Source organism: Citrobacter sp. EC_71 (assembly GCF_019584005.1).
Classification (GTDB): domain Bacteria; phylum Pseudomonadota; class Gammaproteobacteria; order Enterobacterales; family Enterobacteriaceae; genus Citrobacter; species Citrobacter werkmanii.
On record NZ_VDAY01000001.1, the window covers coordinates 383,688 to 402,503 of the forward strand.

An 18,816-nucleotide genomic window follows, 5' to 3' on the forward strand; every position below is an offset into this window, starting at 1 on the left:
TCACTATCAGTGCAGCCAGTGCACGCCATCTTCAGGTTGGAAAAAGGCGTTATAGCGCATCTGGAACGCGTTAAGCTCCTGCATATCCGGATCCATTTCACGTAGAAACCCGAGCGCCAGGCGCACCTGCGCGTCGGTGATCGGGGCGGCCAGGCGAGATTTTTGTAGCAGGCGGTGCCACTGCAGCAGGTTCTGCTCACTACCGTCGACAATGACGATTTGCCAGATTAACAATACCTGGGCGGCATTTTGCAGATGCGATTCCTCAGGGCGGTGCAGGTACTGTAAAAACGCCTCACCCTGTACTTTTCCCATCTGATCAATCATCGATTCTACCGGTACCACATCAATATTCAGTCGCTCGCTCAGACGGCGAATGGCCCGTCGTGATCCAGACGTCAGCACCCGAAAACCCACTACAAAAACAACCACCAACGTGGCCAGCATTATCCAAATCATTAATGACGATACCGCCGCTTAAACTAATTTTTCCGAAAGGGACTGACAGGCTTCGCGCACCCATTGCGAATATTGTGGAATACAATTTTTTGGCATTTGTAATTCAACGCCGCTGATACTTATTGCCGCAATCACGTCTTTATTACGGTTAAAAACCGGTGCGGCAATGCAATAGATGCCAGGAGAGTCTTCGGCGTTATCAAAGACCCAGCCTTGCTCGCGGATTCTGGCAAATTCCTTCATTAATGCTTTTTTGCTGGTAATGGTGGTTTCGGTATACCGTGGCAACACTTCCTCAGGCAACAGTTCATCGATTTTGTCCTGCGGCAACCAGGCACAAAGCGCTTTCCCCACACCGGAGCTGTGCATCGGTAATTTTTTACCAACCCAGGTCCGAATGCCAATCGGCTGGGTATTCTCCAACTTCATAAGATAAATTGGCGCGACTTCATCCAATATACCTAAGTGACAGGTCAGATCCGTTTGCTGACGCAGTTTTTCCAAAACAGGAAGTGCTGCATTACGAATATCAAATTGTTCCAACGAACGATTTCCCCATTCGTACAGCTTCAAGCCCAAAAAGAAACGTCCCTTTTCCAGGCGCAAAAGATGATGCGCAACCAGTGCATTTAGCAGGGAAGACGTGCTGCTTTTTGGTAATGCCAGATCCTGCTGAATCTGACTGAACGTCGCTCCTGGGGAGTTAAAAAGATAATTACAGATTTTTACTGTCTTATCCAATGCGGGAACAGAGGTCGTAATGTCTTGGTTCATGCGCTATTAATCTTTTTTATTCATAGACTCTGCACAGTATACCGCAATCACTTTTCTCAGGAATGCGGCTTTTTTGCACATACGCAAACTGGGCTCTATTACCTAAATTTTATACCCACAAACCCGATCCATCTCACAGTTGTTCATTTGTTCTGCAAAAAACGTTGACGAACGATTTGGATATTTGTTGTACTAACTTCAATATACAGAACATAAGTTCCATATACAGAACTAAAGGAGTAGCAATGTTGAACATTTTTAAGGGCATCTTCCCTCCAGTGCCGACTATCGTTGACGAAAGCGGTGAATTGGATCGCGCAGGAATGGCAGTAATGATTGACCATGTGATTAGCAATGGTGCCGACGGAATGCTCATTCTGGGCAGTGGTGGCGAATTTTCCCATTTCTCGTCCGAACAAAGAAAGCAAATTGCAGAGTTTAGCCTGCAGCATGTTGCTGGTAGAGCTCCTGTTCTTATTGGTATCGCCTGCGCCAGCACAGCGGAAACTATCGAACTTGGAAAGCATGCTGAAAACGCGGGCGCAAAAGGAGTACTGGTAGTCAATCCTTATTATGCAAAACTCAGCGATGAGGCCCGCTTTACGCATTACAAACGAATCGCTGAAGCGCTAAGCATTCCCGTCTTCTTATATAATTTTCCAGAACTAACTGGCCAGGATATTGGTTTAAACGTTATCACTCGCCTTGCCCGCGAAGTACCAAATATCGTTGGCATTAAAGATACAATTGATAACATTAGCCACACCAGGGAGGTTATCAATCAGGTTCACTGTTTCCGCCCAGATTTTATCATTTTTAGCGGTTATGACGAATATTTGCTTGATACATTATTACTCGGTGGACATGGCGGCATTCCGGCAACATTTAACTTTGCGCCTCATATTACACGCGGAATTTATCAGGCTGTTCAGCAGAACGATCTTGCTACCGCCAAAGCACTTCAACAACAACTTGTCGGGTTATCACCTTTATATGCCTTAGAACAACCGTTCTTTGCCGTTATCAAGACCGCCATTAAATTAAGTGGCGTGGATATATCAACTGCAGTTGTCCCGCCAGCATTACCGTTAAATGAAGAAAAAAGAGAACAGGTTAAAAATATTTTATCCCGTATTGCGGTATAAACCAGCATGAGAGCAAAGATAATGAACATCAACCCTGTATTAAAATTGAATCCCAAAGATGATGTGGTTATCGCAAGGCAGGCTGTCCCCGCAGGCACCCGGCTTGACGAAGAGCACATTACGGTACTCAGTGATATTCCCGCAGGGCATAAAATCGCCCTGCATGCACTGAGGGTTGGCGATGCGGTCAGACGTTATGGGCAAATTATTGGCTTCGCAACTCAGCCCATTAAGCCTGGCGAACACATCCACATGCATAATTTGGGAATGGGTGACTTCGAACGCGACTATGCCTGGGGCGAAGATTGCCATTCACCCTCCCCAGCCCCTCAACAGGATACCTTTATGGGCATCCGACGCGCCGATGGTCGTGCAGCTACACGTAATTACATCGGTATTTTAAGCTCCGTAAACTGTAGTGCCACGGTCGTAAGAGCTATTGAGGATCACTTCCGTCTGCAGGGTCTTGCAGATTACCCGAATGTTGATGGCGTGGTGTCATTACCACAAAGTTTTGGCTGTGCTATTGGCTCTAAAAGTGAATCAATGGACGTCATGAGACGTACGATGGCCGGTTATGCCACCCATGCCAACTTTGCCGGAGTAATCATCGTTGGACTGGGATGCGAATCCAGTCAAATTAAAGACATGATGAACGCCCATGGACTGGCCGATGGCCCCATGATGCACAGTTATACCATTCAGGATGTGGGCGGTACACGTCACGCCATTGAGAAAGGAATTTCCCTGGTTAACCAAATGTTGCCCGTTGCTAACGGTAACACGCCAACCTATCCCGGCATCAGAAATCATACTCGCGCTGGAGTGTGGCGGTTCCGACAGCTATTCCGGGATCTCAGCCAATCCAGCTCTGGGCTATGCGGTAGATAAACTGGTGCAACAAGGCGGAACAGCGATTTTATCTGAAACCTCCGAAATTTATGGTGCAGAGCATCTTCTTACCCGCCGCGCTATTTCTCGCGAGATAGGTGAAAAACTCATTGCCCGCATTCACTGGTGGGAAGAGTATTGTCGCCGCACCGGAAGTGAAATGAACAATAACCCCTCGGCGGGCAACAAAGTCGGCGGACTGACGACAATTCTGGAAAAATCACTTGGTGGTATTGCTAAAGCGGGTACAACCAATCTGACAGAAGTGTATGAGTATGCAGAACCGGTAACCGCGAAAGGTTTTGTCTTTATGGATACCCCTGGATATGACCCTATTGCCGTTACGGGGCAAATCGCCGGAGGAGCAAATCTTCTGTGTTTCACCACAGGCCGAGGTTCTGCCTTTGGTTCCAAGCCAACCCCAAGCCTGAAGCTGGCTACCAATAATGCGCTTTGGCAACGCCAACAGGAGGATATGGATATTAATTGCGGAACCATTGTCGAGGGGGAAGAATCCATTGCAGAAGTCGGTGAACGTATCTACCAGATGATCCTTGAGATGGCATCAGGTAAAAAAACGAAGAGTGAGGAATTTGGCTATGGCAGTCAAGAATTCGTCCCCTGGACTGTTGGCTCCATAATGTAACACTCCACAATATAATAATACCTCGTACCGCCATACTCATTATGAGTATGGCAAGGAGCCCTTATGTCTATTGTTAACGTAAATACTGAAGAAGAAAAATTAAAGGCAACAACAGTAAGGTGGCGCATATTTATTATTATGCTCTTATTAGGTGCTATTAACTATATTGACCGCACCTCTCTTTCTATTGCCATGCCTTATATTACAGATGAATTTGGTATTACCGATACTCGCGTTGTTGGTGTGATTCATAGTGCCTTTTTCTGGGCTTATGCATTAATGCAAATTCCTAGTGGGGTCATTGCTGATAAATTCAAAGCCAGAAATATCATTGCTCTGGCCACTATCTTATGGGGAGCATTTCAAGCCATAGCGGCTCTGTGTCACTCCATTTTCACCCTTTCACTTTCTCGTCTGGGGTTAGGCGTCACTGAATCTCCAATCATGCCCGCCGGCGCGAAGTTAATGGGCACATGGTTAACGCCAACCGAACGTGGACGTGGTTCGATGCTACTTGATGGCGGCGCGCCATTGGGTACGGCGCTGGGTGCGGTGATCATCGCCGGACTTATTGCCTTTTTCGACTCATGGCGTATGGCATTCGTGGTGGCTGGTGTGGGCACAATGATTGTCGGTTTACTGGCCTGGTGGTACATCCGCACTTATCCATCAGAACACCCCAGCATCAATAAAGCTGAACTAGACCATATTGTTGCGGCAAACGGTGCTGAAACCAGTAGCAAGAAATACCGTCTGGCCGATATCAAACCTTACCTGAAACAACGTAATGTGATTGCACTTATCTGTGGCTGGGTCTGCTATAGCTTCGTGTTCTATGGCCTGATGACATGGCTACCGCTCTATTTCCAGGCCACCTACGGTTTTGATATCAAATCGATGGGCGGAGCAATGGCGCTGATCTTCCTGCTGTGTTTTGTCGGCCAACTGACTGGCGGCTACATTATGGATAAATGGCGCAGCAAAGGGGCAAAAACAAGCCGCGTTATGCATACGATGTTGGCGATTTCGGCTACCACCGCTGGTGTAGGTATTTTCCTTTGCGCACAAAGCTCGACGCCAGCCGTCGCAATTACCTTGCTCACTATTGCCCTTTTTCCCCTGCGATGGGCCAGCGTTTACTGGTCAATACCCGGACTGCTGGGCGCACAATCAGTTGCAGGCACCATTTGTGGAACTATGAACTTCACCAGTAACTTGTTCGCAGCCATCCTGCCTATTTTTATCGGTTTCCTGGTGCAATCCACAGGGAACTATTACGCAGCGATGATGTTCTTTGCGCTGGCTGCGGTGGGTTATCTCATCTGCTCGTTGCTGATCAACTTTGATAAAAAAATGGTCATTACCGACGAATAGTCCGCCTGAATCTGGCCCGTTTACGGGCCATCTTTCAACATCAGGAACGATGTATGTTCAATTCAGAGAATTTCATTGCCGTAGACTGGGGCTCAACTAACCTGCGCATTTGGGTCTATCAACAGAATCAATGTGTCTGGCAACACGCCAGTCAGAATGGGGTACTCAAACATCAACCCGGTGTATTCAAAGACACCTGGTTAACACTGCTCAGTTTGTGTCCCCGGCCATTAAGCAAAGATACAACCGTCATAATGAGCGGAATGGTGGGCAGTAATATCGGGTGGGTAGATAGCCACTATTTACGTTGTCCAACCCCGTTAAGTGCATTATCACAGCATCTAACAAAGGTTGAAGATGCGGGCCCTTTTCCCACTTTCATCGTTCCAGGGCTGCAAATTGACGGGCCGGAAAACTACAACGTCATGCGTGGAGAGGAAACTCAGCTTTTTGGCGCCTTGGCTGATGAGAACTGGTACGTATTCCCGGGAACACACAGCAAATGGGTGCAGGTACAAGAGAGTAACGTCTGCGATTTTCAAACCATCATGACTGGCGAGTTTTTCCACTTACTTTCACGTTACTCCATCGTTGGAAAAAACGCCGGGGAACAAAACACGAACGAACAGGCTTTTTTAGCAGGAGCCGAACGCGGCTGGCAGGAAACATGTTTATCACGCAGCCTATTTGATCTGAGAGCCCGAATACTCACCCATGCGTTGTTACCTGATACGCTTTACGAATCTCTGTCAGGGTTATTGATTGGCCATGAAATAGCACAAATGCTACAGCATTATGCCATTAACACTGAAGAAGAAGTCATTCTGGTGGGCAATGACGATTTGCTCAGCCGCTATCAACGCCTGTTTCATCATTTCGGTTATCGCTGTCGGCTCTGTAATGGTGAAAACGCATTTGTTAATGGTATCAGGAGACTTTTAAATGAATAGTTGTAACCCTTTGGTCGCTATTTTACGTGGGGTGAAGCCCGATGAAGTGCTGGCCCATATTGATGCACTTATCACAGCCGGATTCAGCACAATAGAAATACCGCTGAATTCACCAGACTGGCAACGTAGTATTGCTCTTGCCGTGGAACATTATGGTCATACGGTAAAAATCGGTGCCGGAACGGTCACCAATGTCAGTGATGTCAGCACACTCTCTTCGCTGGGATGTGCATTTATCCTTACGCCCAACACCGATCCGGAAGTAATTGATACTGCGCGAGCGGCCAAAATGACGACCTGCATCGGCTGCCAAACAGTCAGCGAAGCATTTGTTGCATTCCGGCATGGCGCGGACGGATTGAAAATTTTCCCTGCGGGGGAACTGGGACCGGATTACATCCGGGCATTAAAAGCCGTTTTGCCTCCTCAAGTCCCTTTGTATGCCGTTGGCGGAATTAGGCCAGACAATTTGTCCCATTACCTGAAGGCAGGTTGTTTCGGTGCCGGCTTAGGCAGCGATCTGTATCGTGCCGGACAATCTATCCACCAAACAGCCGCAAATGCGAAGGCATTTATCGAGGCTTATAATACCTTCTGTCAGTCTCAGGCATAAAAAAGCCCGCCATTATGGCGGGCAAAAGTTACCAATGCACACTTAACTCAAGCAACTTTCAATTGTTGAATCTTTTTCTCGCGGCGAATTTTACGTTCTTCAAACACGGCCACGATGGCCATCAGGCAGATACAGCCAATGGCGGCGGTATCCAGCGCGGCAAAGGTGCCTGCCCAGCCGGTGAGGCCGAAAATCGGTGTGCCGTCGGCGATCATCCCGAGACCCAGCTTGGCGAAGCTGTCGCCAATGAGGTAGGCGAAGGTGCCTTTAATGCCATCGGCCGCGCCGATCGCTTTTTTCGGTACAAATCCGACGGCGGCCACGCCGATTAACAGCTGCGGACCGAACACCAGGAAGCCGAGGGCAAACAGCGACGCCAGATAGACGTACTGGTTGCTGGCGTGCTGGTATACGCCGAGCGTGGCGATGATGAGTGCCAGCGCCACGCAAGCCACCAGCGCGCGACGACCGTTCGCCAGATCAGAGAGCCAGCCCCACAGCAGCGTGCCGACCAGCGCGCCCACTTCAAACAGGGTAAAACCCTGAATCGCCACTTCTTTGGAGAGCTTCAGCTCCTGGAAGGCGTAGACGGTGGACCACTGGTCGATACCGATACGCACCACGTACAGGAAGATGTTCGAGAAACATAGCAGCCAGATCACTTTGTTTTTCAGCACGTATTCAACAAAGATCTGCCATTTGGTCATCTCGTTTTCTTCGGTCTCTTTGTCCTCTTCGCTGATCTCCTCGCCGAACAGCTCTTCAGCTTTACCGAGGCCATAAGATTCCGGGGAGTCGCTGCCGTAGCGCAGGCCGATAAAGCCGACAATCAGGGCAATAATTGACGGGAAGATAAACATGCCGATGACGTGGCCGTCGAACAGGTAATTCGCGCCGAACAGCGCTACGCCCGCCGCACCCGCGCCGCCGAGGTTGTGGGAGATATTCCACATGCCGAGGTAGGAACCGCGCTTACGGCGTGGCGTCCACTTGGTGATGGTGGAATAGCTGCACGAGCCGCCGGTGCTCTGGAAGAAGCCGCTCAGCGCGTAGAAAGCGATCATCAGGAACAGGCTGGTTGACCCCGCGCCCATGCTGGCGCTGAAGCCAAGCATACAGATGGCGGAGAGGATCAGCATAAACGGCAGGAACTGCTTGGTATTTTTGCCGTCCGCGTAGTAGGAAACCACGGTTTTACCCACGCCGTAGGTGATGGAGAATCCCAGGCCAATCATCCCCAGCTGCGTCATGCTCAGCCCGTAGGTGGAGATCATGTCGTTCTGCGCGATGTTGAAGTTTTTGCGGATCAAGTACATGGTCAGGTAGCCGATAAAGACCACCAGATAGGACTGCATGAACGGTTTGAACCACATTTTGCGCCGCACATCGAGCGGCAGATCCAGGGTCGGCTTGCGCACCTGGTTGAGAAAGGCCAGCATTTGACACTCCCGAGCTGATTTTTTTACCTGCGAATGGCAGGCATTGTAAAAATCAGCCGGGAGACACGCCTGAGACAGCGTCCAGGTGAAACCGGGAATATTTCTTAGTTTTGCCCCACTCGGGGCAAAAAGGTGAGGTGCATCACGCTTCGCTGAGGTCGCGCGGCGCCTGGGCGTTTAAGAACGGCAGCAACAGCAGTGCTGAGATGCCGGCCGCAATGGCGATCACCACAAAGAATCCGCTCCAGTGCCACACTTCCATCACCTTCGCCAGCGGCCAACCCGAGAGCGAGGCCCCCAGATAAGCAAACAGGCCGACAAAGCCGGTCGCTGCGCCCGCCGCCTCCTTGTGCGAGCACTCCGCCGCCGCCATGCCAATCAACATCTGCGGGCCAAAGACGAAGAAGCCGGTGGTGAAAAAGCACGCCGCCTGCATCACGTAGCTGGCGAATGGCATCAACCATAGCGAGCCCACGGAGAGCAAAATCCCGGCGGCGAAAATCAGGTTCATCGGCCCGCGGTTGCCGTTAAACAGCTTGTCCGAGCCCCAACCCGCGACCAACGCGCCGATGAAGCCGCCCAGCTCGAACATGGTCACGGCGGTATTGGCAGTGACCAAATCGACGCCGAGTGTCTCCGACATATACAGATTGCCCCAGTCGTTGATCGCCGCGCGCACCACGTACACCAGCACATAGCACAGCGACAACAGCCAAATATATGGATTAAGCAACACATATTTGGTGAGGATCTCTTTACGAGTTAACCCCGCGCCCTCCTGCTGTTGGGCAATTTCCAATTCATCGTGCCGCCAGTCGCCAATCGGCGGCAGACCAATCGCCTGCGGCCTGTCGCGCAGCCGCCAGCAAAGAAAAACGCCCACCACGATCGCCAGCGTACCGGCAATCATCATCCCGGCGCGCCAGCCGTAATGCAGCGCCGCCGCCGCCATGACGATCGGAATCAGCGCGCCGCCGACGTTGTGCGCGGTATTCCAGATTGCCCACCAGCCGCCGCGCTCGTTGCGCGAATACCACGCGGTGAGCAGGCGGGCGCACACCGGCGCGCCCCAGCCCTGGAAGAAGGCGTTCAGCGCCCACAGTACGGCAAAGGCCCAGACCGAAGTTGAGAAGCCGAACAGGATGTTAACCACGCCGGTGGCGATTAGCCCAATGCCCATAAAATAGCGGGCGTTGGAGCGATCGCTAACAATACCGGAGACAAATTTCGACAGCCCGTAGGTGATGTAAAACAGCGTCGCCAGCAGGCCAATATCGCTGCGGGTCAGCACACCGCTGGTGATAATTTCCGGCACCGCGGCGTTAAAGCTTTTGCGCGTGAAATAAAACAGCGCGTAGCCGAGCCAGATAGTCAGCAAAATATGCCGCCGCCAGTAACGGTAGCGGGCGTCCACTTCCTGCTTGTCGGTGATAAGCGGCGCGCTGGCCGGAGCTTTTAAAAACTGAAACATGGCCGTTCCTTAGGCGTAGCGCTGGGGCAGCGACACGCTGACGCGCGTGCCGTGCATGCAGGATATCGTGAGTGAACCACCGAGCGCCGTCACCCGCTCGCGCATCCCGGTGAGACCAAAACCTTGTGGGTTCGACCCCGGCGGCAAGCCGCTGCCGTCGTCCTCAATGACCAGCATCAGCCGCTCATCCTGCTGCCAGCCCTGGAGTGTCACCGCGCTGGCATTGGCGTGCTTCACAATGTTGTTCAGCCCTTCCTGACAGACGCGAAACAGCGTCACGCGCTGGCTTTCGCTCAGCAATGACTCATCAATTCGCCAGTCAAGGTGGCTGACAATACCGCGGCTTTCCAGCTCCATTTCACGCATCAGCGAACGAATGGCTTGCTCCAGCGTGAGATCGTCCAACTGGCGCGGACGTAAACGCCCCAGCAGACGGCGTACGGCGTCATACACGCCCAGCGAAAGCTGTTCAATGTGCGCCCCGCTTTGCTTAACGCCCGGGTTCTCTGGAGCCAGGCGCTGTACGATACCCGCCTGAGTGCGAATGGCGGTGATGGTCTGGCCGATATCGTCGTGCAGCTCGCGCGCGACGTCGCGGCGCACGCTCTCTTCGGTTTCCAGCAGACGTTCCGCCAGCCGATGATTGCGCGCCAGCTCGTTTTGCAGCGACTGGTTAAGCTCACGCAGGCGCTGAATACCCGCGCCAAGCAGCAGGCCGGTCAGGCTTTGCGCCAGCAGCGAGAGCAGTAAATCGACCGGGTGATCGTGCCAGGTCTGGCTGGCAATCAGCGCGATGGCGTTCATCAGAGTGGCGATCAGCGCCCCCTGCCAGCCGTAGTGCCAGGCGAGCGCGATAATCGGTAAAGCGAGGCAAAATGGCGTAAAGCGCGAAAGTTCGGCGGGCAAACCGAGCTGTAGCCACAAGCTGACGGTGAACAGCAGCAGGTACCAGACCAGATGTCGCCCGCGCCAGTTCACCGGCTGCGACACCAGCGCCGGGCCGAGCGGCAGCCAGGTGGTGCTGGTCAGATAGTGCCAAAACACCAGGCAGATCGGCGCCAGCGTTAATCCGCCGGTCAGGGTCAGTAGCAGCGCATTCCACGCTTCCTCGCCCTGCCCCAGCCACGGCAGCGATTGCAGCAGCGCCGCCGCCGTCAGCGCTGCGCCCTGCAACAGCAACGTGCGCCAGTCGCGTTGATGGCGGTATCGCGAAATCAGCATCACCGGGAGTAGCGTGAGGGCACTTCCGATCATCAAAAGTGGCAAATGGGCCAGCGCCACCTCCTGCGCCAGCCAGTACATCAGCAGCCACTCCGCGCCCAGCAGCACCGGCCAGTAGCTGCGCGGGCATTGCAGCATTAATCCCAGACGCAGGCCGAACGGAAACAGCAGTACCGCCAGTTCCGGGCGCTCAACCAGGTGCAGGCTGATGCTCCACAGGCAAAACCACGCGGCGGAAAAGATAAAGAAACAGGCAACAACGGTAATTAACCGGGAGAAAAGTGCGTTCATTGCCAGCCGTCAAACATCCGGCGCGCCAGCTCAACATCGTTGCTGACGTTCAGCTTTTCCATCAGGTTGGCGCGATGAACGTGCACCGTTTTCGGCGACAACCCCAGCTCGGCGGCAATCTCTTTCACCGCCATCCCCTGTGCCAGCTTCTCCGCCACCTGACGCTCGCGTTTTGTCAACGGATCCTGACGCCCGGCCGCCAGCTTGACGGCGATGTCCGGCGTCAAATAGCAACCGCCGGTCGCCACGGTATGCACGGCGGCAATCAGTTCATCCGGGCTGCAGCGTTTTGAAAGAAAGCCACGCGCGCCTGCGTTGAGCGCCTGCTCGACCAGTGCCGGGCTGTCGTGGACGGAGAGCATGATAATCGCCATCCCTTTTGGCAGTTGGCTGAGTAGCTCCAGGCCCGAGATATCGGGCATAGAGATATCGCAAATACACACCTGCACGCCGCGCCCCGGTAAACCGGCCAGCGCCTCGCGCCCGGAGCCAAATTCCGCCACAACCTGCAAATCAGCTTCCAGCCCCAGCAGTTGGGCAAAGCCGGAGCGGACGATAGTGTGGTCGTCGATAAGGGCGATGGTGATCATGGGTTTGTCCTGGCGCTAAGGCATGCCTGATAAGCGTAGCGCCATCCGGCAAAAGCGCTTACCTTAACGATAAGCGCTTTGGTGTTCAAGCCTTGAGCGATCAGGCTATGCCTGTCGTGACGGTAAATATCCGGGTGTGCTGCGGTTCTATTTCAATCAAGGTGCCATTGCGTTGTGCCGCCAGGAATCCTTCGGGTCGACAGGTTGCAGGCAAGGCGAATGCCGCAACCTGTTGATCGCCGTTATACAGGATCCATCGCGTCACATAATTCAGCTCCGCGCTGGAGAAGCGTGTAACGAACGTGGTGCCATCTGGTGCGATCATGCTAAATTCCGGCTTATCTGTGTACCTGTCCAGTTGGTCAGCAAAGAAGACAATTTCCGGATCGTAAAAATGCGGTTCATTGAGCCGCGCCAGAGAAGCCTCGCCCTGCACAATCCGCTGATTAAACGCCAGCCATTGCTCAGTCGGCTTAACATGCGCGGGTATCGACTCACGCAGCTTCATGGCCTCATCCGGAATATTCTGGCTGAAGGAGGCTTCCGGTACGTAGGCATAGTTCATATGGCACATGTACTGCAACGGCATTGCCACTGAAGCGAGGTTGGTAACCGCCATCTGAATATCAAACAGCGCGCTCGCTTTGTGCATTACCACCGCAGGATGCGCCTGATAATGATGGCCGAACCCCATCACATACTCATAGCGTCCACCCACGCGCAAATTATCACCCTCCAGCTCCAGCCAGGCTTCATCCATCGCGGCACAAGCCATTTCACCGTGCAAAGGATGTGAATCTTCTGGTGATGGGCAGCCATTAGCCAACAGACCTGAGTGGAAGGCAAAACAACCGTAGGTCGCCACCACTTCCGCCGCCGGTTTCGGCTGACTGAACATGTTACGCATGGTCAGGTCATGGCCATCAAACTGAGCATCCCAGATCATCTGCCCCATCCAGGGCAGAATAACCAGATGTCCACGACTGTTTTCTACCTTCAGCCCTTCCACTCCGCTGGCGTAACGAAATGCGGTAACCGTGAAATCGCTATTCTTCAGTAAGATTCGCGGATGCTCTGCAAAGAGTTCTCGCCACAGCGTTATACGTGTTGTCATGATCGCTCTCCTCAGGAAACTGTCGCTTCAGCCAGGTTGTTGCGCACTTTACTTTCACGCCAGAAGTAGATGCCGACGTACACGAAACAGAGCATGGAAACCAGGAACGAAAGTTGTAATGAATGGAACATATCAGCCACATAGCCCTGAATCGCCGGAACCACCGCCGCGCCGACAATCGCCATAACAATGACGGCACCTGCCATTTCGGTATGTTCGTTATCCACGGTATCAAGCGTACCAGCATAGATTGTCGCCCAGCAGGGTCCAAACAGGACACTCACCAGCACTGCGACATACACAGCGCTGAAGCTTGGCGCCAGTGCAACATAGACGAGGAACAGGGCACCAATGATGGAATAGAGAATCAGCACTTTTTCCGGATTGAAGCGCGTCATCAAAATGTTGGCGATAAACTTGCCGATAAAGAAGCAGGCGAAGCTATAGACCATGAAGGTTGAGGCGTCGCGCTCGTTGATATCACCTAATTCCAGTGCCAGACGGATGGTAAATGACCACACCGCGACCTGCATCCCCACATAAAGAAATTGCGCCACAATTCCACGACGGAAACGGGCATTGCTGGCCAGATAACGCAGTGTATCCATCGCTGACGGGCGTTTACGACTCGTGGTTTGCGCAACTTTACAGGTCGGGAAGCGGGTCAGCAGGAATAACACCATCACCACAACCAGCACCATAATCATGTACTTATATGGCTCAAGAGTATTTTCCAGCATCAACACTTTAAAGTTATGGATCTGCTCGGCGTTCATCCCGGCCATCTGTTTTTCCAGGCTTTCGCCTTCAGAGAAGACCAGATATTTACCCAGCAGAATACCAGCCGCCGCGCCAATAGGATAAAAAGTTTGACTGATGTTCAGGCGTAAAGTGGCATACGCTTTTGGGCCGATCATTGAGCTGTAGGTGTTGGCCGCTGTTTCCAGGAAGCTCAGACCAATCGCAATCGCGAAAATCGCCGCAAGGAACATGGTGTAGGTGGCCATGTGCGATGCCGGGAAAAAGAGCGTACACCCAACGATATAAAGGGTCAGCCCCATTAAAATGGCGACTTTATAACTGGTCTTTTTAATCACCAGAGATGCCGGAATTGCAATTAAAAAATAACCGCCATAAAAGGCACTCTGAACTAATGCCGAGGCAAAGTTGCTGAGTGAAAATACGCTTTTGAATTGCGTAATCAGAATATCATTTAATGCGGCTGCGCATCCCCATAACGGGAATAAACAGGATAACAAAATAAACTGGAACAGAGGGGTCTTATTCAAATAGCCATCAGGCATCTGAATGATGTTTTTATCGTTCATAGTGCTACCTTTTACAGTGCAGGAGTATTATTCGTTTAAGGTAAGAAACTCATTAAATTGTTCGATGCTTGGATAAGATGATTGAGTGCCTTTCCCGGTAACGCTGAAAGCAGCGAAGAGAGCGGCTTTTTTCATGGCGGCTTCCACATCACCGCTTTGAACGTAATAGTGAGCAAAACAACCGATGAAAGCGTCGCCTGCGCCACTGGTATCGATAGCGTTCACTTTAAACGCCGGAACATGGACTTCCTGGTCACGCGTCATCCACAGCGCACCTTTCTCACCCATGGTGACAATAATATTGTTCAGACCTTTATCAACCAGAGAACGTGCCGCTGCGCGAATATGGTCATAGGTATCTACTGACATACCGGTTAATATTTCCAGCTCGGTTTCGTTCGGCACGAAAAAATCACATTTACAGGCATAAGACATATCTAATTCCCGTAATGCAGGGGCGGGATTTAGTAACACTTCAATACCGTGTTTTTTGCCAAATTCAATCGCGTGATAAACGGTTTCCAGCTGCACTTCCAGTTGCAGGACAATAAGCTGACATTTTTTCAGATCTTCCGCCGCACGATCGATATCTTCCGGGGAGAGAAATTTGTTCGCTCCTTTAATAATCAGGATGCTGTTGCTGGAGTTGGCATTAACAAAGATCGGTGCGACACCGCTGCTGGTGCAGGGTACCTTTTCGACATAGGTGGTATTAATTCCCCAGGATTCGAGATTGCGAATAGTGTTATCCGCAAAAATATCATCACCGACTTTTGTCAGCATCAGCACTTTGGAATTGAGCTTAGCGGCCGCAACGGCCTGATTTGCGCCTTTGCCCCCACAGCCAATTTTGAACGCCGGCGCTTCCAGCGTTTCCCCTTCTTTGGGCATCTGGTTGATGTAGGTGATGAGATCCACCATGTTGGAGCCAATAACCGCGATATCCATTTTACTACCTCTCAGAAACAATCACACAACAATGATATTAAAATAACATTATCATGTTACTTTAGTATCATTTGTGACTAGGATCGCGATTGGAAGATCATTTTATTGTTTATTTATTACGCTAAATGTTGCAGCCCCATCACACTACAAATGATGAAGTTGCTTACAATTGACTGAAAGTTAACTGTATATAATCAATAAAACGTGAAAAAACACGCTTTTATTTCCGAATAGTCAGACGTATAGTAATGCGGCAATGCCATGTTCTCAGAAACACAAAAATGTTACTGAAAGAACATAGAAACATGATTCGTGGAGAAGCACATGGAAACTAAGCAAAAAGAACGTATTCGACGTCTGATGGAATTGTTGAAGAAGACCGACCGAATCCATCTGAAAGAGGCGGCACGAATGCTGGAAGTTTCCGTGATGACTATTCGTCGGGATCTCAGTCAGGATGACGAGCCGTTACCACTCACGCTGCTCGGTGGTTACATTGTGATGGTGAACAAACCTGCTGCCATCGTTAACGCGCCACTCCCCGTGCAAAAACAGCATCACCGCGACGATTTACCGGTTGCCATTCTGGCTGCGGGACTGGTAAGTGAAAATGATCTGGTCTTTTTTGATAATGGTGCGGAAATGCCGTTGGTGGTCAGCATGATCCCGGACGATATTTCCTTTACCGGGATTTGCTACTCGCACCGGGTGTTCGTAGCGCTAAATGAAAAGCCCAACGCCACAGCGATTCTTTGCGGGGGGACCTACCGGGCGAAAAGTGACGCCTTTTACGACACCAGTAATCCCTCCCCGCTGGATGCACTCAACCCACGAAAAGTCTTTATCTCCGCCAGCGGAGTCCATGAGCATTTCGGCGTTAGCTGGTTCAATCCGGACGATCTGGCCACAAAACGCAAAGCGATGGAACGCGGATTACGCAAAATTCTGCTGACGCGCCACGCCCTGTTCGATGAGGTCGCCCCCGCCAGCATTGGTCCACTCTCCACCTTTGACGTACTGATAAGCGACCGTCCGTTACCGGCAGATTATGCAACCCACTGCCGGAACGGCTCTGTCAAAGTGATCACCCCGGATTCAGACGGCAACTAACTCACTCAAAGAAGACGGTGATTTTGTTAAACATCGACGGGTCGGATTGGTTGCGGGCGACTTTCACCACATCTTCCAGTTTGTCGATCTGGCTTATCATCTGCTCCAGACGCTGATCGTCGTTGACCAGTAGCCAGATGCGGCTCTTATCGCTGTCCTGAATCGGTAGACAGAGAATGCCTTCCACGTTGAACGCGCGGCGGGCAAACAGCCCGCAGACGTGGGTCATTACGCCCGGATGGTTGCGTACGGTGAGTTCCAGGATTACGTTGTCATGAGTCTGCTGTTGCATGGCTTATTCCCCCACCATTTCAGTGTTTGCCGCACCCGGCGGCACCATCGGGTACACTTTTTCTTCGGCGTCGATACGCACGTGGATCAGCGCAGGTCCAGGCCGATTAATCATTTCCTGCAACGCTGCCTGTGGGTCTGCTTCGTTATTCAAATCACAAGTTTCCAGACCAAAACCAGCTGCGATCTGCATAAAGTTAATCATCCCCGGATAGGTCGCAGCAAAAACACCCTGCTTATAGAACAGGCTCTGCTGCTGATATACCAGACCCAACGCTTCGTTATTCATCAGGATGATTTTAATATCCAGCTGATTTTCGCTGGCTGTCGCCATTTCCTGAATATTCATCATCAGGCTACCGTCGCCGGAGAAGCACAGCACTTTTTTATCCGGGTTCGCCAGCGCCGCGCCAATGGCCGCCGGCAGACCAAATCCCATGGTACCAAGACCGCCAGAGGTCAGCCACTGACGCGGACGGTTCAGCGGGTAGGCCTGCGCCGCCCACATCTGATGCTGCCCGACATCGGTGGTGATAATGGCGTTGTCATCCACGCATGCCGCCACCGCATTGATCAGCCCATAGTGACTGAGCGGGTCGCTTTCCTGCGGAATGGCGCAAGGAAACTCACGTTGTAAATCGGCCACCATCTGATGCCATGCCTCTCGCGGCTGGGCCTCAACCAATGGGATCAGTTGCGCCAGAACCTCATCGACATCCGCCTGAATCGCTACATGCGGCTGTTTGATTTTACCCAGCTCCGCACGGTCGATATCCACGTGGATGATTTTGGCGTTCGGGCAGAACTGTTCGGTTTTACCAATCGCCCGGTCATCAAAACGTGCGCCCAGAACAATCAGTAAATCAGCTTCTTGCAGAATAAAGTTGGTGCTGCGCGCGCCGTGCATACCCAGCATGCCTAAAGACAGCGGATGCGTCTTTGGCAGCATGCCCAGCGCCATCAAGGTCATGGTGGTAGGCAGCATGGCTTTTTCGGCCAGTTCACGCACGCGTGCGGGCGCGTTAATCACGCCGCCGCCGAGGTACAGTACCGGACGCTGTGCGGCGTTAATCATGGCTGCGGCATCGCGAATGCTGTCCTGACTGAACGCCGGCGCCGCCATTTTCTGCGCGGGTTCCGGCATCTCTTCAATTTCAAATACGGCGGTTTGAATATCCTTAGGAATGTCTATCCACACCGGGCCTGGACGTCCGGACTGCGCAATGCGGAATGCATCGCTCATGACCTGAGGTAATTCATTGATATGGCGGACCAGATAGTTGTGTTTGGTGATGGGGATAGAAATACCGTAGGTATCGACTTCCTGGAAGGCATCGGTACCGATCATCGAGGCCGGAACCTGCCCGGTGATACACACCAGCGGGATGGAATCCAGACGAGCATCGGCAATCGCGGTAACCAGGTTGGTGGCGCCCGGCCCGCTACAAGCCATACACACGGCGGGTTTACCATCGGTTCGTGCCATGCCTTGCGCGATAAACCCCGCACCCTGCTCGTGGCGCGCCAGGATATGACGGATTTTCGTGCTTTGGCTTAACGCGTCATAGACGGGAAGGATCGATCCGCCAGGGATACCGGTGACTACCTGGATTCCCTGACGTTCCAGGAAATGAACGATGAATTCTGCGCCCGTAAAACGCGTACGCTTGGATGTTATGCCCGAACTTGCCATGCTCCAGTCCTTTTATTCTGGGCCTTTGCTCCGGGCAGGTCTCTTAAACGAAAAACCCCGCCCGGTTTGCGCCGGCGGGGTTTTGGAATCGTGTGTTGATCCGGACCCTACGGCGCATTGCCGACGACCACCACCACACGCACGACGACCGCTGCGCGAGATGGCGCAGTTTTTAGTAGGGTCGCAGTCAGCATGGAAGGGTTCATTAGGGACCTGTCTGTTTGTTGATTAACTGGATTTATACAAACACAGGTTTTTCAGCGTGACAATGGAAAAATTTTCATCTGCACAAAAATGCGTCAACGATCACATTTCACTATACGGTGTTGAAAAACAAAAAACCCCGCCGGAGCGCAATACTGTTCACTTAAGCGGAGCAGTACTGCGTTTTATCGGATAGTGGGTTTTTGATATCTTGACCGCCCTCGGCCTTGATGGTCGGGGGCGTTTTGTTATAAACACCGCTTC

At 52.0% G+C, this 18,816-nt stretch carries 19 protein-coding genes; 7 read left to right on the forward strand and 12 right to left on the reverse strand.

Annotated features, from left to right (window positions below):
- Positions 1–6: 6 nt before the first annotated feature.
- Both FHD02_RS01775 and FHD02_RS01780 read right to left on the reverse strand, forming a co-directional pair.
- Positions 7–459: a DUF1198 family protein gene (locus tag FHD02_RS01775; protein ID WP_137361447.1), complete on the reverse strand. Its 453-nt coding sequence runs from the start codon at positions 457–459 to the stop codon at positions 7–9.
- An 18-nt stretch (positions 460–477) separates the two neighbouring features.
- On the reverse strand, positions 478–1,233 hold the full coding sequence (locus FHD02_RS01780) for an IclR family transcriptional regulator (RefSeq protein WP_042311500.1): 756 nt from the start codon (positions 1,231–1,233) through the stop codon (positions 478–480).
- A gap of 245 nt (positions 1,234–1,478) precedes the next feature.
- Between FHD02_RS01780 and FHD02_RS01785 the strand changes: the two genes are divergently transcribed.
- The 6 genes from FHD02_RS01785 (at position 1,479) to FHD02_RS01805 (ending at position 6,852) form a co-directional block, all read left to right on the forward strand.
- Entirely contained in the window at positions 1,479–2,378 is a 900-nt protein-coding gene (locus FHD02_RS01785) for a dihydrodipicolinate synthase family protein (protein ID WP_220393497.1), read from the forward strand.
- 21 nt (positions 2,379–2,399) lie between these two features.
- The gene (locus FHD02_RS24825; RefSeq protein ID WP_375336880.1) at positions 2,400–3,269 is read left to right on the forward strand and encodes a UxaA family hydrolase; all 870 of its coding nucleotides are present in this window, start codon (positions 2,400–2,402) and stop codon (positions 3,267–3,269) included.
- Entirely contained in the window at positions 3,232–3,915 is a 684-nt protein-coding gene (locus FHD02_RS24830) for a hypothetical protein (protein ID WP_375336881.1), read from the forward strand. The genes FHD02_RS24825 and FHD02_RS24830 overlap by 38 nt, the downstream gene beginning before the upstream one ends.
- A gap of 63 nt (positions 3,916–3,978) precedes the next feature.
- A complete protein-coding gene (locus tag FHD02_RS01795) occupies positions 3,979–5,289 on the forward strand; it encodes an MFS transporter (RefSeq protein ID WP_042311494.1) in 1,311 nt (436 codons plus the stop codon).
- Positions 5,290–5,342: 53 nt separating this feature from the next.
- A complete protein-coding gene (locus FHD02_RS01800) occupies positions 5,343–6,239 on the forward strand; it encodes a 2-dehydro-3-deoxygalactonokinase (RefSeq protein ID WP_220393498.1) in 897 nt (298 codons plus the stop codon).
- Positions 6,232–6,852: a 2-dehydro-3-deoxy-6-phosphogalactonate aldolase gene (locus FHD02_RS01805; RefSeq protein WP_220393499.1), complete on the forward strand. Its 621-nt coding sequence runs from the start codon at positions 6,232–6,234 to the stop codon at positions 6,850–6,852. Before FHD02_RS01800 ends, FHD02_RS01805 begins: the two co-directional genes overlap by 8 nt.
- A gap of 47 nt (positions 6,853–6,899) precedes the next feature.
- Here FHD02_RS01805 and uhpT read toward each other — a convergent pair whose 3' ends face one another.
- The 7 genes from uhpT to rbsK all read right to left on the reverse strand — a co-directional run bounded on the left by uhpT (position 6,900) and on the right by rbsK (position 15,254).
- A complete protein-coding gene (gene uhpT, locus FHD02_RS01810) occupies positions 6,900–8,291 on the reverse strand; it encodes a hexose-6-phosphate:phosphate antiporter (protein WP_038635654.1) in 1,392 nt (463 codons plus the stop codon).
- Between the two features lie 142 nt (positions 8,292–8,433).
- The gene (locus FHD02_RS01815; RefSeq protein ID WP_137361450.1) at positions 8,434–9,762 is read right to left on the reverse strand and encodes an MFS transporter; all 1,329 of its coding nucleotides are present in this window, start codon (positions 9,760–9,762) and stop codon (positions 8,434–8,436) included.
- A gap of 9 nt (positions 9,763–9,771) precedes the next feature.
- On the reverse strand, positions 9,772–11,274 hold the full coding sequence (gene uhpB / locus FHD02_RS01820) for a signal transduction histidine-protein kinase/phosphatase UhpB (RefSeq protein WP_137361451.1): 1,503 nt from the start codon (positions 11,272–11,274) through the stop codon (positions 9,772–9,774).
- A complete protein-coding gene (uhpA, locus tag FHD02_RS01825) occupies positions 11,271–11,864 on the reverse strand; it encodes a transcriptional regulator UhpA (RefSeq protein ID WP_038635664.1) in 594 nt (197 codons plus the stop codon). The genes uhpB and uhpA overlap by 4 nt, the downstream gene beginning before the upstream one ends.
- Positions 11,865–11,964: 100 nt before the next feature.
- Positions 11,965–12,978, reverse strand: a complete 1,014-nt coding sequence (locus FHD02_RS01830; protein ID WP_137361452.1) for an aldose 1-epimerase family protein — start codon at positions 12,976–12,978, stop codon at positions 11,965–11,967.
- Between the two features lie 11 nt (positions 12,979–12,989).
- The gene (gene fucP / locus FHD02_RS01835; RefSeq protein WP_137371326.1) at positions 12,990–14,306 is read right to left on the reverse strand and encodes an L-fucose:H+ symporter permease; all 1,317 of its coding nucleotides are present in this window, start codon (positions 14,304–14,306) and stop codon (positions 12,990–12,992) included.
- A 27-nt stretch (positions 14,307–14,333) separates the two neighbouring features.
- Positions 14,334–15,254 carry a ribokinase gene (gene rbsK / locus FHD02_RS01840; RefSeq protein ID WP_042311479.1) on the reverse strand — a complete coding sequence of 307 codons (921 nt, stop codon included), beginning with the start codon at positions 15,252–15,254 and terminating at the stop codon, positions 14,334–14,336.
- A gap of 324 nt (positions 15,255–15,578) precedes the next feature.
- Between rbsK and FHD02_RS01845 the strand changes: the two genes are divergently transcribed.
- Positions 15,579–16,364 carry a DeoR family transcriptional regulator gene (locus FHD02_RS01845; protein ID WP_137371327.1) on the forward strand — a complete coding sequence of 262 codons (786 nt, stop codon included), beginning with the start codon at positions 15,579–15,581 and terminating at the stop codon, positions 16,362–16,364.
- Position 16,365: 1 nt separating this feature from the next.
- On the opposite strand, the gene ilvN is transcribed toward FHD02_RS01845, so the two are convergent.
- From ilvN to ivbL, 3 genes are all read right to left on the reverse strand, one after another.
- Positions 16,366–16,656: an acetolactate synthase small subunit gene (gene ilvN / locus FHD02_RS01850; RefSeq protein WP_003023914.1), complete on the reverse strand. Its 291-nt coding sequence runs from the start codon at positions 16,654–16,656 to the stop codon at positions 16,366–16,368.
- Positions 16,657–16,659: 3 nt separating this feature from the next.
- Positions 16,660–18,348, reverse strand: a complete 1,689-nt coding sequence (gene ilvB / locus FHD02_RS01855; RefSeq protein ID WP_137371328.1) for an acetolactate synthase large subunit — start codon at positions 18,346–18,348, stop codon at positions 16,660–16,662.
- A 107-nt stretch (positions 18,349–18,455) separates the two neighbouring features.
- Positions 18,456–18,554: an ilvB operon leader peptide IvbL gene (gene ivbL / locus FHD02_RS01860; RefSeq protein WP_003827118.1), complete on the reverse strand. Its 99-nt coding sequence runs from the start codon at positions 18,552–18,554 to the stop codon at positions 18,456–18,458.
- Between the last annotated feature and the right edge of the window lie 262 nt (positions 18,555–18,816).